The following is a 14,606-nucleotide window of genomic DNA, read 5'->3' as shown; positions in this document are numbered from 1 at the left end:
TCAGAATGGCTTGAGGACGACGAGGAATAGAACGATCAACAGGACGATGACCGGCAGTTCGTTATAAAAGCGGTACCAGATGTGGGTCTTCTTGTTCCCGCCCCCCTGAAACTGCTGGAGAACGCGACCGCAGTGCCAGTGATACACCGCCAGAACAGCCACCAGCGTCGTCTTGGCGTGCAACCAGCCACCGGAAAACCCGTAGCCAAACCACAGCCAGAAACCCAGGGCAATGGCCAGAACGCCGAGTGGCGTCATGAACTTGTACAGCTTGCCGGCCATCAGCAACAGACGGTCACGCTCGGCGACACTGTCGGCCGGCACCATGGCCAGATTGACAAAGATGCGCGGCAGGTAGAACAGGCCGGCAAACCATGAAATGACCATCCAGATATGCAACGTCTTCACGACAAGCATGCGTTTCTCCTGGCTAGCGAATCAGCTATCCCGACATCAACCGTCGGGTAGGCAAGACGCAGTTTTAATTCGTTTTTAAGCCGCCCGTTACCGATGCGGCGGGATTCGCGCATGAAGGACATCTGCACCGGCGACAGTCGTTGCTCGGCCTCCTCCCGCGAAATTCGCGGCGCCTGAGGGAGGGCAAAGGCATCGGCAACCCGGTCGAAATAGTCAGCCATCTTCAGGTCGGAATCATCGACGACATTGTAGACGCGGTTGGTACCACCGTGACGCAAGGCGGCAATACAGGCAGCAGCCAGATCGTCAGCGTGGATATGGTTGGTGTAGGCATCATCTGCCTCACGCAAGGCCGGCATGCCCCGGCTCAACCGGTCGACCGGCAGGCGGTCGGCGGCATAAATACCCGGGGCGCGCAGGATGCTGACCCTGACCCCGGTGCGCAGCCCCCAGGCGCGCAGGCAGCTCTCGGCATCGACCCGGCGGCCAGCCCGCGAACTCTCGGGGTTAAGGTGGCGTGTTTCATCGATCTGCGCCCCGCCACAGTCGCCGTACACCCCCGTGGTGCTTACGTAGATCAGTCGCCGTGGTAGACTTTTGCCCTTGCTCAAAGCGGCCAGCAGATTGCGCGTTCGGGTGTCGAAGCGGCCTTCGCCGGGCGGCGGAGCCAGATGCAGCACGTCATCGGCCAGCCCGGCCAGGCGCTGCAAACTGGCCCGGTCGTCAAGGTCAGCCAGCACCGGCGTCGCTCCTGCGTCACGCCATGCGGCTGCCCGTGCCGGATCGCGCAGCAAGGCGAAAACGCGGGCACGGGAGGGGCGCAGGGCAAGGCGGGAGAGAATGCGGCGGGCAACGTCTCCGCTGCCGACAATCAGGATTTTTTGCACGCCGGCATTGTAGCCGACGACCAAGGGGATTTTATGAGCTACCACATCACTGTTCAGCCGAGCGGCCGCGAGTTCGCGGCTGAAAGCGGCGAAACCCTGCTCGACGCGGCGCTGCGTCAGGGCCTGACCCTGCCCTATGGCTGCAAGGATGGGGCCTGTGGTGCTTGCAAGGGCAAAGTGGTGAGTGGCGAGGTCGACCACGGCAAGTCACAGCCGCACGCCCTCAAGGACGACGAAAAGGCCGCTGGCCTGACGCTCTACTGCTGCGCCACGGCGCAGTCCGATCTGGTTATCGAATGCAAGCAGCTCGGCTCGGCCCGCGACATTCCGGTCAAGACCATGCCCTCGCGTATCGAAAAGCTCGAGAAGCTGGCCCCGGATGTCATCGAACTTCACCTCCGTTTGCCAGCCAACGAACGCCTGCAGTTCTGGGCCGGGCAATACATCGACATCCTCCTCAAGGATGGCAAAAAACGCAGCTATTCGCTGGCCAATGCGCCACACGATGATGCCGTGCTGCAACTGCACATCCGCCACGTAGCGGGTGGCCTGTTCACCGAACAGGTGTTTTCAAGCCTCAAGGTCCGCGACATCCTGCGCTTCAATGGCCCGCACGGCAGCTTCTACCTGCGCGAAGACTCAAAAAAGCCGATGATCCTGCTCGCCGGCGGTACCGGCTTCGCGCCGATCAAGGCCATCGTCGAACACGCCATCGCCGAGAACTGCCAGCGCCCGATAGCCATCTACTGGGGCACCAAGGCGCGCATCGATCTCTACCAAAACGAGTTGCCGGAAAAGTGGGCGGCCGAGCACGCCAATATCACCTATGTGCCGGTGCTCTCCGAACCCGCTGCCGATGATGCCTGGAGTGGTCGTACCGGCTTCGTCCATGCCGCTGTGCTGACCGACTTCCCCGATTTATCCCGCTATCAGGTCTATGCCTGCGGCGCACCGGTAATGATCGATGCGGCCAGACGCGATTTCGTGGCGCAAGGCTTGCCGGAAGAAGAATTCTTCGCCGACGCCTTCACCTTCTCAACGACCTGATCAGAAGCCAGCCAAGCGTCACAACACGGCGAACGCTCAACGCTGCCAGGCGCAGCCCTTGAGAACCTGGCCGTTCACCCCGACCGACGCGGTCCAGGCGAAAGCGCCATTGGCCTGGGCATCACGACAGATCGTCTTCTCCAGACTGACTGTCAGCTTGAGATTGTCGCCAGTCCCGTCATAGCGGGCGTACCGGCCATCCATCCGGAATTCGGCATAGGGCAGCACCACATCAGGCTTGCCATAGCGTTGCAGACGGACATGCTCGCCCCCCGCCACCAGCGCCCAGGCGGGGTCGTTGCCGGCGGCCCTCCATGACTCTTCCTTGCCCCCCGGCATCTGGCAGCGCCCTTCGACGCGCGCCATGTTGAAGGCCGAGGCTTTCAGCGTGCCGTTATCGAGCACGCCAAGCAGTTCAACGTATAGCCGCTTGCCTGCATCAAGACCGAGGCTGGTGAGTACCGCCGTCACACTGCCATCGGGCGAGACATCCTCGACATTGGCGTAACTGCGGTCACGACAAGGCGAGAAAATCAGCCGGTCGCCCTGCTTCATCATCAGTCCGAAAGCCATTTTTGGTGCTGCATCGACCGGTTTTACCTCGTCGGCCAGCAGGGCGGTGGCAAGCAACAAGACAGCCAGTGCGGCGGACAGGTGGCGAAATTTCATGGCTCGGCGTTCCGGTAAATGGCGATGTCGGGCATTGTCCTCCCGCCGGGTGGTAAATCGTTTGATCCAGCTAAAAAACCGCGGGTGAACTCAGGCTTCCCGGCCAAAACTTGTCAGACGGACGTCCACCGTCACTGCCAGCGTGGTCAGCGCTGCCGCTCGCCCCCGTCCTTCGGCGCTGGCACGATAGAGATGTGGCGTCATGGCCAGCAGATCGGCAATCAGTTCCTGACTATCAAGGCACAGGGAAAAACGGACGGTTTCCATGGACAGGCGACAAAAGCCGGCCGGCACCTGCTGATCAGCAGCGCGCTCGGGTTTCAGCGCCGGGTAGATGATTTCACGCAGCTCGCGCAAATGGTCGGGCCCGGCGTCTACCTGCAACAACCGGCCGCCAGGTTTGAGAACACGGGCAAACTCGGCATAGACCGGAAACCCGAACATGCACAGCACCCGGTCCAGCGTCTTCGCCAGGACGGGCAAATGGGCGTTGGTGCCGACAATCCAGTTCGGCCGCTGGTCCTGCTTGGCCGCCGACAGGACTGCCCACTTCGAAATATCCAGCCCGAGCACCGCCAAGGTTTGTCCATTATCCTGCGCCGCAGCGAGCTGACGCAGGTAGTAGCCCTCGCCGCAGCCAGCATCGAGGCAACTGATCGTCGCGTCATCGGGAAGTCCGTCCAGCACAGCCCGGCTGACCGCGGCGGCAATCGGCTGGTAATGCCCGGCGTTGAGAAAACGACGGCGGGCAGCGACCATTTCCTTGCTGTCCCCGGGGTCGCGTGAACGCTTTTGCTGAACCGGGAGCAGGTTGCCATAGCCCTGGCTGGCGATGTCAAAACTGTGGCCGGCTGCACAGCGCCAGGCCGGGCCGTGGCCGAACAGCGGGGCCCCATCGAGCGGACAGGCCAGCGACGGGAAGGGGATGACGTTCACGAAAACCGCCGACCGAACGAGGGCATCCGATTCATTCGCCGAGATAAGCGGCACGAACCTTGGGATCATCGAGCAACATCGCCGATTCACCATTGAATGTAATCTCTCCGCTCTCCATGACGTAGCCGCGCTGGCTCGATTGCAATGCCAGCCGTGCGTTCTGCTCAATGAGAAGGATGGTCATGCCATCAGCGGCGACAGCACGAATGACCTCGAAGATCTTCTGGACCATGATGGGTGCCAGCCCCATCGATGGCTCGTCAAGCAGCAGCATCTTCGGTCGGCTCATCAAGGCACGACCAATCGCCAGCATCTGCTGCTCTCCCCCGGACAAGGTGCCGGCTAGCTGAGCTGCGCGCTCCTTGAGGCGGGGGAAATAGCCGTAGACCTTGAGCAGATCGTTTTCGACCTCGGCTGGATCGGTACGGATAAAGGCCCCCATGTGCAGGTTTTCCAGCACGGTCAGACGAGGAAAGACGCCCCGCCCTTCGGGAACGAGCGCGATGCCTTTGCGAATGATGTCGTGCGGCGCGATGCGGCTGATCTTTTCGCCGCAAAAATGCACATCACCGCCGACCGCATCGAGCACCCGCGCAATCGCCTTCAAGGTACTCGTCTTGCCAGCGCCGTTGGCACCAATCAGTGCGACCGTTTCGCCCTCATTGACGTGGAAGGTGATGCTGCGCACCGCCTGAATGCCGCCATAGGCGACGTGGAGTCCGGTTACTTCAAGCACCTAGGTAAGCCTCGATAACGCGTTGATCTTTTTGCACGACGGCCGGCACATCCTCGATCACCAAGGCGCCATAGTCGAGGACGGCAACGCGGTCGCACAGGCCCATGACCAGCTTGACGTCATGCTCGATGAGCAGGATGGTCGTGCCGTCGCGACGGATGCCATCGATCAGGTCACGCAGTTGTTCGGTTTCGGTGGCATTCATGCCGGCGGCCGGCTCATCCAGACAAAGCAGTTTCGGCTCGGTGGCCAGGGCGCGGGCAATTTCCAGACGGCGCTGATCACCATAAGAGAGATTCTTGGCCAGATCGTCGGCCCGCTCCTCGATCCGTACATAGTGCAGCAGATCAATGGCGCGCTGGCGAATCGCAGCCTCTTCGGCCCGCGTCGCGGCATTGCGGAACATCGCCCCGATCACCCCGGCCCTAGTCCGCACGTGACGGCCGACCATGACATTTTCCAGTGCCGTCATGTTGCCGAACAGGCGGATGTTCTGGAAAGTGCGGGCGATACCACGCTCAGCGGCCTGATCCGGCGCATCGGCGACGAGCGGTTTGCCGTCAAAGACAAAACCACCGCCATCCGGCACATAAAGGCCGGTCATGCAGTTAAAAAAGGTGGTCTTGCCAGCCCCGTTCGGGCCGATCAGACCATAAATTTCGCCATGGCGGATCGACAACGAGACGTCCTGCAACGCCTTGACGCCACCAAAATGCTTGGCGATGGCTTTCGCCTCAAGCAGAACGGGGCTCATGACTTGGCCTCAGTCAATTCCCGCTGACGCTCCGGCGATGGCCACAGCCCGGCTGGCTTGAAACGCATGACGAGGACCAGGGCCAGGCCGAAGACCAGCATGCGCAGACTTTCCGGATCCACCAGCATCTTGCCGAAAACCGCCATCTGCAAGGGGCCGACGCCATAACGCAGGACTTCCGGCAACACTGTCAGCAACACCGCGCCAAGGATGACGCCGGGGATATGCCCCATGCCGCCGAGCACCACCATGGCCAGGATCATGATCGACTCGATCAGCGAAAAACTTTCCGGCGATACAAACCCCTGCATGGCGGAAAAAATGCCGCCGGCAACACCGCCGAAACTGGCCCCCATGGCGAAGGCCAGCAACTTGAGGTTGCGCGTGTTGATACCAATTGCCTTGGCGGCGATTTCATCCTCGCGGATGGCCTGCCAGGCCCGGCCGATCCGTGAATTCTGCAGACGGATGTTGATGATGATAACGAGGATGGCCAAAGCGACCAGAAGGAAGTAGTACTTCTGCGGACCGCTCAGCGAAAAACCCAAAATCTGTGTCGTCCCCGAGAACTTGAAAGCACCGAAACTGACCGGATCGATCAGCGTGATGCCCTGGGGGCCGTTGGTGACATTGATTGGTGCGTTGAGGTTATTGAGAAAGATGCGGACGATTTCGCCGAAGCCGAGCGTCACAATGGCCAGATAGTCGCCACGCAGCTTCAGCGTCGGCGAACCAAGCAGGACGCCGGCAAAACAGGCCAACCCGGCACCGAGCGGCAAAATCGCCCAGATCGGCCAATGCAGTCCGAAATGCGGGCTGGCCAGCAAGGCCCAGGTGTAGGCACCGACAGCGTAGAAAGCGATGTAGCCGAGATCGAGCAGGCCGGCCAGACCGACGACGATGTTGAGGCCAAGGGCAAGGAAAACGTACAGGATGGCGAAATCGAGGATACGCACCCAGGCCTGCCCGCCCAGCGCAGCGACAAACGGCAGGGCAATGAGGAGCGCAGCAGCCAGCACAACACCCGCACCCGACCGGAAAAACTGACTGGATTTCATGCCCGGTCCCCCGTCTTTTCGCCAAACAGCCCCGAAGGCTTGAACATCAGCACGACGATCAGCACCACGAAGGCAAAAATATCCTGATAGTGACTGCCGAGGAAGCCGCCGGTCAGGTCGCCGATATAACCCGCACCCAGCGCCTCAATGATGCCGAGCAGGATGCCACCGAGCATGGCCCCGGCGAGATTGCCGATGCCGCCGAGCACCGCCGCCGTGAAAGCCTTGAGACCAAGCATGAAACCCATCTGGTAGTGAGCAATTTCGTAATAGGTGCCCACCATGACACCGGCCACCGCCCCCAGCGCCGAGCCGATGACGAAAGCGGCAGCGATGACGCGGTTGATGTTGACGCCCATCAGACTGGCCACCGCCGGATTTTGCGCCGTGGCGCGCATGGCCATGCCAAGTTTGGTGCGATAGACGAGGAGAAGCAGCCCCCCCCATCGTTGCCGCCGAGACGAGCACGATGATGACCTGGATGGCGGTGAAATTGGCGCCAGCCAATTCGAAATCAATTTTCGGCAGCAAGGCCGGGAAAGTCAGGTAATTGCGCCCCCAGATCATCATCGCCAAATTTTGCAGGACAATAGACATGCCGATTGCCGTAATCAGCGGCGTCAGACGTGGCGCATGGCGCAGCGGCCGATAGGCAACGCGCTCCAGCGCCCAGCCAAGCGCCATGCACACCAGCACCGCCGCCATCAGCCCGGCCAGTCCGGCCAGTGCCACCGGCATGCCGGCCTTGATCAGTGATCCGGCGACGGTAATGGTGACCAACGTTCCAATCATCACCACCTCGCCATGGGCAAAATTGATCAGCCCCATGATCCCGTAGACCATCGTGTAGCCGAGCGCGACCAGCGCGTAAATGCTGCCCTGAACGAGACCATTAATGATCTGCTGGAGAAAAATATCCATTTAGTCTTTTTCTGGTGAACCATAAGGAAACGGCACCTTGCGGTGCCGTTTCCATGCAGCGGATTAAACGATTACTTCTTTTCTGCCGCCGCCTTGGTCGCTTCAGCCGCATCCTTGACGGCTGCAGCACCGGCCTTGACGACCTCCTTGGCCGCTTCCTTGGCTTCGCCGACAGCCTCCTTGCCGACGGCGCTGGCTGCACCGGCAACCGCCTTGGCGGCGTCCTTCACGTCAGCGACAGCTTCCTTGAGATCGGCTTTCGCGGCCTCGAGCGGACTACCGCCCAGCGTCTCGACATATTCGAGCTTGCCACCCGCATACTTGTAGATGGAAATGGCACCGCCCTTGAGATCACCCTGAGCATCGAACTCGATCTGGGCTGTGACACCATCGTACTTGGTCTTGCCAATGGCCGGCAGATACTTGGCCGGATCAACCGAATCGGCCCGCTTCATCGAGTCGGCCATGACCATTACGGCATCATAGACATACGGTGCGTAAAGCTGAATTTCTGCGCCGAACTTCTTGGTAAATCTCTCCCGGAACTCCGGACCCTTCGCCAGCTTTTCGAGGGGCATGCCGGGCAGCGAGCAGAACTGGCCTTCGGTGGCGGCACCACCGAGCTTCATGAATTCCGGCGTACAGATGCCATCGCCACCGAGGAATTTAGCCTTGATGCCAAGTTCCTTCATCTGCTTGGCCATCGGGCCACCTTGGGCATCCATGCCACCGAAGAAGACCATTTCGGCCTTGGTCGACTTGATCTTGGTCAGAATGGCCTTGAAATCGGTGGCCTTGTCGTTGGTGTATTCGGTGGCGACAATCTTGATGCCGGATGCTTCGGCGGCTTTCTTGAATTCGTCGGCCAGACCCTGGCCGTAAGCGGTACGGTCATCAACAATAGCCACCGTCTTGACGCCCTGCTTGACGGCAAATTCGCCCAGGCTCTTGCCCTGCTGAACATCGTTGGCCATGACCCGGAATGCCGTGGCGAAACCCTGCTGCGTGTACTTCGGATTGGTCGCCGAACCGGAAATCTGCGGAATGCCCGCATCGGCATAGAGCTTGGAGGCCGGGATGGTGGTACCGGAATTGAGGTGGCCAATAACGCCGTTCACCTTGGCATCGACGAGCTTCTGGGCAACGATGGAGCCCTGCTTGGGATCGGCCTGATCATCTTCGTTGATCAGTTCAAATTTGACCTTGGCACCACCGACTTCCATCCCCTTGGCGTTCAATTCCTCGACCGCCAGTACTGCACCGTTTTCGTTGTCCTTGCCCAGATGCGCCTGCGGGCCAGTCATCGGGGCGACATGCCCGAGCTTGACAACGACTTCGGGCTTGGCAGCCGGCACCGGAGCAGCAACGGGCTTGGGCTCTTCCTTCTGTCCGCAGGCAGACAGGGCAAAAGCAGCAGCAACGGAGAGGGCAACTACGGAAAGCTTGGCATGCATCGGGGGGGCTCCTGATCTGAGGGAAAAAGCACCCGCTGATTGTCCGGAGCCGCCTCGTGCCTGTCAATCATAAGATGGTATGATAAAAGCGTATTTTATCCCCCCAGAGTCATTGATGCCGGCCCTCGCCCGTTTGCGTTTCTATTTCAGCAAGACTGCCCGCAAGATCTTCTCCTTGCTGCCACAGAAGAGCCGTCACAACGTCTATCGTTCCTTCATCGACTGCGATCCCGAACCGAACAAACGTCTGGTTCTCAAAATCGCCGAAACCCGCGAGGAACTCGAAGCCTGTTTCAAGCTCCTGCACGACGCTTATGTCAGCAGTGGCTTCATGACGCCGGATCCTTCCGGCATGCGGGTCACGCTTTATCACGCCCTGCCGACCACCACGACCCTCTGCGCCAAACTCGACGACCAGGTCGTTGGCACGCTTTCACTGATCCGGGAAAGTGCCATCGGCTTTCCGCTTCAGCACATCTTCGACCTGACCAGCGTCCGCGAGAAAAAAGGCAATATCGCCGAAGTTTCGGCCCTCGCCGTACATCGGCGCTTCCGGCGGACCGGGGGAACCATTCTTTTCCCCCTGATGAAGTTCATGTACGAATACTGCACGACCTTCTTCGATACCCGCCACCTGGTCATTGCCGTCAATCCCCGCCATATCGAGATGTACGAGTCGCTGCTCTTCTTCAAGCGCCTGGCCGCCAACGTCGTCGAGAAATACGACTTTGTGAATGGTGCGCCGGCCATCGGCGCCACACTCGACCTCAAGCATGCACCGGAGAAAATGCGCCAGACCTATGCCGGGAAACCGCCCAACCGCAATCTTTACCATTATTTTGTTGAAACCCGGCTGGCCAACATCCAGATTCCCAACCGCCGGTTTTTCACCACCAACGACCCGGTATTGACCCCCGATCTGATCGACTACTTCTTCAACCAGAAAACGCAGGTCTTCGACAAGCTGAGTGATCGCAAAAAATCGCTACTCCACCTGATCTATGATCTGCCAGCTTATTCCGGCATTCTCCCGAAACTCCCCACCCATGGGGCGGCCAAAAAAATTCGCCAGCACCGACGCTTTTCGGTCAAGTGTCCTGGACGCCTGAGCAATGCGACAACGCTCTTCGAGAAACCGATCAATATCGAAATCATCGAGATCGCCCGCTTTGGTTTCCGGGCCAGAATTGACCGGCAGATTCCCGCCAATGTATGGCTCACCGCCACCGTCCGGCTCGGCCTCAATGAAGTCTCCCGCCTGACCGTCCAGGCCGTTCAGGAAATCGACGCCAACGATCAATACTACTGCGGCTTCCGCATTGGCGAACCAGATCTGGTCTGGCGAAAATTCGTCTCCGCGCTGTATGAAGGGCATACTCACCAGGATCTTGATCAGGCCACCAAATTCCTCACCTGACCCCTTCCCTGAAATGTTGTCCCAGTTACTGCCGCAGCATTCCGGCACTGCTTTTCCCTAGGCAACTCGGCGGGTCCCCAGTATCGCCGCGACGACTCCATCCCTGCCCCTAGGCCTCCATCTGCGGTCGCCCCAGCCGCAACCCGTGCCTCCGACTCAAAGGTCTACCGGGCGGCAGCGCCGGCGGAGCCTGAGAGAGAAGGGGCGAGATCGGCCTTGATGGCATAAAATTGGCAGATGTCCTCAACACCCAAACGCCAGTTCGCCCTGCAAGGCGCAGCCGTCATTCTGGTTTTGTCCATTGCCTGGCCCTATTACGGCTGGCAGGCCAGCGCCCTGCCGTGGCTGGAAACCAGCCTCGCTATTGGGGGCGTCGCCCTGTTTTTTGCAACGCTGTCGCGTCAGCCCTGGTGGTGGCGGGTCATTCACGCCGGCTTCATGCCGCTCGTCTGGTTCACCCACACCCAGGCCATTGACCCCAACTGGTTCCTCTTCGGGGCCATTCTGCTCCTGCTTGTCTTTCGCGGCGCGCTCTCCGGGCAGGTTCCGCTCTACCTGTCGAACCGGCAGACCGTCGGCGCGCTGGCCGAACTACTGGCCGAGCGAGGACCCAGCCGCTTCCTTGACCTTGGCGCCGGCCTCGGCAGCACCACTGTACCGCTCGCCGACGCACTCCCCGACAGCCGATTCACCGGCGTCGAGAACGCCCCGCTGACCTGGCTGGTCGGCCGATTCTTTAGCCTCGGCCGCCCCAACATTCGCTGGCGCTGGGACGATCTGTGGCAGACCCCGTTGAACGATTACGACGTCGTATACGCCTTTCTCTCACCAGCACCAATGCCTCGACTATGGGATAAGGTCAGGGCCGAAATGCCAGCCGGTAGCCTCTTCATCAGCAATACTTTTCCGGTTCCCGGGGTCGCACCGGATCGCATCATTGACGTTGACTGCGTGCCCCCCCGGCCGCTCTATTGCTACCAGCTCTAGCCAAGATGCTGACGAGAAAGCCTGAGACCCTTGCGCTGACTGTCGCCCTGGCCAGCACGCTGATAGTGCTCCTGGTCTTTCTTGTCGACCTGACCCTGGCCCGCCATAACGACATCGAAGCCGGCGAACGTCGCCTGCAGCACTTCGGCATCATGATGGCCGAGCACACCGCACGCAGCTTCGAGGCCGTCGACGTCCTCCTCCGGGAGACAGCCACTGACCTGTCGCACAACCGTCGCGACTGGGAGGACTGGAGTTCGGCCAAAGGTTGGGAATATGTCGCCCAGCGCCACTCGCGAGCCATGCCGCAGTTGCGCGACCTGATCGTTTTTGACCGGCAGGGCAACCAGCGTTTCATTTCCACCCAGTTTCCGACGCCGCTCATCAGCGTCAAGGATCGCCCCTACTTCATCACCCTTGAAAAGGGTGCCGAGGCGACCACTTTCGGCCCCTACGTCAGCCGTAATTCCGGTCACTACACCTACGCGCTGGCTCGCCGCCTGACCGGAGACAAGGGCACCTTCACCGGCGTTGCTTTCGCCACCATCGAACCCGCCTACCTGCAGGATTTTTGCTGGCCAAACCGGCTGACCGACGATTCGGAAGCGGTACTGACCAATGCCCAGGGTGCGATCATCGCCTCCTGCCGCCCCAGTGATCTGAGCCGGCAATCATCCATCCTCGGCGCCCAGGCGGGCAATGCGCTGTTTGACGGGAAATTGCGCAACCTGACCCTCGCAAACGGGATGGCCCGAAGCAATGGGCTGCTCGTCTCGATATCCGGCGTACCCGGTTTTTCCGACCTGCACATCCTCACCGCCATCCCTGAAAAAACCTTGCTGACTGCCTGGCACAGCCGTCTCTTCGAACTGTCCACGCTCGGCTTGCTGGTCACCGTTGTGCTCCTCGTCGGCGCCCTGCTCGTCCGCCGCCAGATGCGCGACATGTCGACCATGACGGCAGAGCTTGCCGCCAGTCACGACCATCTCGAAGAACGTATCCGCGCAGCAACCGTCGAACTGGCCGGCCAAAAGGATGCAGCCGAACGCGCCAACACGGCAAAAAGCCGCTTTCTCGCCGCCGCCAGTCACGACCTGCGACAGCCACTGCACGCCCTTTCACTCTTTTCGGCCGATCTTCAACGTCAGGTCCGTCATGGCCGAACGCCCACCGAACTGCCACGACTGGCCGAACAGATCGCGGCATCGACCAGCATGCTCGGCGAACTGCTCGACTCACTCCTCGACATTTCCCGCCTCGATGTCGCGGGGATCAAGCCGGATCGCCGACCTTTCCCGCTTCAGCCGCTGTTCGAACGGATCAACAACTCCTTCCGGCGGGCCGCTGCTGATCGCAATATCGCGCTGCGCTTCCGCCCTACCGAACTATGGGCCAATACTGATCCGCTGCTGGTCGACCGGATGATCGCCAATCTGGTTTCCAATGCCCTGCGCTACACCTCACCCGGAGGCCGTGTTCTTGTCTCCGCCCGACGGCGCGGCGATCAGATCCTGATCGAAGTGCGCGACAGTGGCATCGGCATCGCCCGCGAGCATCAGGCCGCGATCTTTGCCGAGTTTTATCAGGTCGGCAACACGGCACGGGAACACAACAAGGGATTGGGTCTCGGACTTTCCATCGTCGACCGACTGGCACGCGCACTCGACATTCAGGTTGCACTGCGCTCACGGGTCGGCGAGGGAACCACCTTTTCATTACGCCTTGCCGCCGCCTCACCGCTGGCCGAAGCCGATCAACCGGCGAGCCAGCCACCATCGGGGGACAGCGTGCATTGCATGGGCGACTCGGAAGACATGCAGGCCTGCATCGAACTTCTCAAGAGCTGGGGCTACGCCGTCAGCACCGCCCGTGGCGAAGCGACCCAGGCGCTCCCAAAAAATGCCGTGCTCATCATTGACGGGGGCGAGGCCGAAACCCTCAGCGCTGCACAGGCCACCGGCAACCCCCTGATCGTTCTGGCCGACACAGGTGGAGAACCCCTGCCCCCCGGAGCCCACCTTCTTCCAACGTCGGTGCGCCCGGCCAAACTGCGGGCGCTAATCAATCAACTTCAGAAGACGCTTTCGAAATCGATGCCATAACGGGCCACGGCGACCAGCGCCTGAGTCCGGCTGCTGACCCCGAGGGCCTTGAATACTGCCGTCGCGTGAATCTTGACGGTGCCTTCGGACAACCCCAGCTGTTCGGCGATATCGCGATTCGACATGCCGCGTACCATGAGTCCGAGGACCTGGCCCTGGCGATCGGTCAGGCCGATTTCGTCTGGCCGCACACTCATTTTCGACGGTGCAACCGGCGTCATATCGTCCATTTGCGACACCAGCTGACCGGCCGGCCGGAAAATGTTGCCCGCCAGAACATCGCGCACCGCGGCCAGAAGCGCTTCGCCGGAAAAGGCCTTGGGAATGAAGCCGGAAGCCCCGAGATTGAGGACCCGGGTGATCGTCGGCATATCGTCGAAAGCCGACACCACGGCCACCGGCATCGCCGGGTAACGCCGGCGCAGGATATCCAGGCCGGCAAAACCATCAATGCCGGGTAAAGCGAGATCGAGCAATACCAGATCAAACTCACCCTCGCCATCCAGGACGTTCAGCGCCGACTCGAAGTCCCCGCTCTCGTGCACCTGCGCCCCCGGTTCAACCTGACCGAGCAAGCGCACCAAACCCTCCCGAACCAGCGCGTGATCTTCTACCACCAACAGCTTCAACATAGGTCCCCCTTGTTCGATAGATTAGCAATTTATCATTTTTGCCTTAATAAGTGGTTTAAGATAATGAGATACAACGCGAAGGAGAACGAGATGTCCGACAATCAGGTACACGACCCGCTCAATTTCATGCGAAACATGTGGGGCAATATGGGCTTCTCCCTTCCCGGCATGGTCGCACCAACATTCGATGTCGAAGAGCTCGACAAGCGCATCAAGGACATGAAGGCAGTCGAAGGCTGGCTGCGCATGAACCTGTCAATGCTGCAGATGACCATCCAGGGTCTTGAAATGCAACGGACCACGGTTGGCGCTGTGCAGGCGATGGGCAAAATGGCCTCGGAATCCGCCAAGTCGATGACGCCTGAAGCAGCCCCCGAAGCGCCCCCGGCCGCTGCCCAGCCGAATTTCTTCCAGGGTGCCATTCATCCGGAAAACAGCCCCATTTCTGATGCGGCCATGTGGCCCTGGCAGATGATGCAGCAGATGCGTGAGCAGATGCAGCAAAGTGCCGAGGCAGCCGCCCAGGCTGCTGCTGCCGAAGCCGCTACGCAGCCGAAGGCGAAGCGCCCGGCCGCCAAGAAATAGTTAG

14 protein-coding genes and 1 pseudogene are annotated in these 14,606 nt (G+C 60.5%); 5 read left to right on the top strand and 10 right to left on the bottom strand.

Features of this window, described 5'->3' with window-relative positions:
• Both HYN24_RS01390 and HYN24_RS01385 read right to left on the bottom strand, forming a co-directional pair.
• On the bottom strand, nucleotides 1-417 hold the full coding sequence (locus tag HYN24_RS01390; RefSeq protein ID WP_117607613.1) for a CopD family protein: 417 nt from the start codon (nucleotides 415-417) through the stop codon (nucleotides 1-3).
• A complete protein-coding gene (locus HYN24_RS01385) occupies nucleotides 405-1,304 on the bottom strand; it encodes an SDR family oxidoreductase (RefSeq protein ID WP_117610162.1) in 900 nt (299 codons plus the stop codon). The genes HYN24_RS01390 and HYN24_RS01385 overlap by 13 nt, the downstream gene beginning before the upstream one ends.
• Before the next feature lie 33 nt (nucleotides 1,305-1,337).
• On the opposite strand from HYN24_RS01385, the gene HYN24_RS01380 reads away from it, so the two are divergent.
• On the top strand, nucleotides 1,338-2,351 hold the full coding sequence (locus tag HYN24_RS01380; protein WP_117607612.1) for a CDP-6-deoxy-delta-3,4-glucoseen reductase: 1,014 nt from the start codon (nucleotides 1,338-1,340) through the stop codon (nucleotides 2,349-2,351).
• A 36-nt stretch (nucleotides 2,352-2,387) separates the two neighbouring features.
• Here HYN24_RS01380 and HYN24_RS01375 read toward each other — a convergent pair whose 3' ends face one another.
• From HYN24_RS01375 to HYN24_RS01345, 7 genes and pseudogenes are all read right to left on the bottom strand, one after another.
• Nucleotides 2,388-3,020, bottom strand: a complete 633-nt coding sequence (locus HYN24_RS01375) for a COG3650 family protein (RefSeq protein WP_117607611.1) — start codon at nucleotides 3,018-3,020, stop codon at nucleotides 2,388-2,390.
• Nucleotides 3,021-3,110: 90 nt separating this feature from the next.
• On the bottom strand, nucleotides 3,111-3,956 hold the full coding sequence (locus tag HYN24_RS01370) for a putative RNA methyltransferase (protein WP_117610161.1): 846 nt from the start codon (nucleotides 3,954-3,956) through the stop codon (nucleotides 3,111-3,113).
• 31 nt (nucleotides 3,957-3,987) lie between these two features.
• Nucleotides 3,988-4,692, bottom strand: a complete 705-nt coding sequence (locus tag HYN24_RS01365) for an ABC transporter ATP-binding protein (protein ID WP_117607610.1) — start codon at nucleotides 4,690-4,692, stop codon at nucleotides 3,988-3,990.
• Nucleotides 4,685-5,446, bottom strand: coding sequence for an ABC transporter ATP-binding protein (locus HYN24_RS01360; protein WP_117607609.1), 762 nt, complete (start codon nucleotides 5,444-5,446; stop codon nucleotides 4,685-4,687). The genes HYN24_RS01365 and HYN24_RS01360 overlap by 8 nt, the downstream gene beginning before the upstream one ends.
• Nucleotides 5,443-6,504, bottom strand: a complete 1,062-nt coding sequence (locus tag HYN24_RS01355; RefSeq protein ID WP_117607608.1) for an ABC transporter ATP-binding protein — start codon at nucleotides 6,502-6,504, stop codon at nucleotides 5,443-5,445. Before HYN24_RS01355 ends, HYN24_RS01360 begins: the two co-directional genes overlap by 4 nt.
• A pseudogene (locus tag HYN24_RS01350) lies at nucleotides 6,501-7,425 on the bottom strand (branched-chain amino acid ABC transporter permease). Before HYN24_RS01350 ends, HYN24_RS01355 begins: the two are co-directional and overlap by 4 nt.
• Before the next feature lie 71 nt (nucleotides 7,426-7,496).
• Complete coding sequence (locus tag HYN24_RS01345) at nucleotides 7,497-8,879, bottom strand: branched-chain amino acid ABC transporter substrate-binding protein (RefSeq protein ID WP_117607607.1); 1,383 nt, start codon at nucleotides 8,877-8,879, stop codon at nucleotides 7,497-7,499.
• A gap of 115 nt (nucleotides 8,880-8,994) precedes the next feature.
• Between HYN24_RS01345 and HYN24_RS01340 the strand changes: the two genes are divergently transcribed.
• The 3 genes from HYN24_RS01340 (at nucleotide 8,995) to HYN24_RS01330 (ending at nucleotide 13,385) form a co-directional block, all read left to right on the top strand.
• Nucleotides 8,995-10,296, top strand: coding sequence for a hypothetical protein (locus HYN24_RS01340; RefSeq protein WP_117607606.1), 1,302 nt, complete (start codon nucleotides 8,995-8,997; stop codon nucleotides 10,294-10,296).
• A gap of 237 nt (nucleotides 10,297-10,533) precedes the next feature.
• Nucleotides 10,534-11,283, top strand: coding sequence for a trans-aconitate 2-methyltransferase (locus HYN24_RS01335; RefSeq protein ID WP_117607605.1), 750 nt, complete (start codon nucleotides 10,534-10,536; stop codon nucleotides 11,281-11,283).
• Nucleotides 11,284-11,288: 5 nt separating this feature from the next.
• Nucleotides 11,289-13,385 (top strand): ATP-binding protein, encoded by a 2,097-nt coding sequence (locus tag HYN24_RS01330; protein WP_117607604.1) that lies wholly within the window; start codon nucleotides 11,289-11,291, stop codon nucleotides 13,383-13,385.
• Here HYN24_RS01330 and HYN24_RS01325 read toward each other — a convergent pair.
• Nucleotides 13,355-14,017: a response regulator transcription factor gene (locus HYN24_RS01325; RefSeq protein ID WP_117607603.1), complete on the bottom strand. Its 663-nt coding sequence runs from the start codon at nucleotides 14,015-14,017 to the stop codon at nucleotides 13,355-13,357. The two genes, HYN24_RS01330 and HYN24_RS01325, sit on opposite strands and share 31 nt — an antisense overlap.
• A 90-nt stretch (nucleotides 14,018-14,107) precedes the next feature.
• On the opposite strand from HYN24_RS01325, the gene HYN24_RS01320 reads away from it, so the two are divergent.
• Nucleotides 14,108-14,602: a PhaM family polyhydroxyalkanoate granule multifunctional regulatory protein gene (locus HYN24_RS01320; RefSeq protein ID WP_117610160.1), complete on the top strand. Its 495-nt coding sequence runs from the start codon at nucleotides 14,108-14,110 to the stop codon at nucleotides 14,600-14,602.
• Nucleotides 14,603-14,606: the final 4 nt, after the last annotated feature.

Source organism: Dechloromonas sp. HYN0024 (assembly GCF_003441615.1).
Taxonomy (GTDB): domain Bacteria; phylum Pseudomonadota; class Gammaproteobacteria; order Burkholderiales; family Rhodocyclaceae; genus Azonexus.
This window is presented reverse-complemented; position numbering and strand designations above follow the sequence as displayed.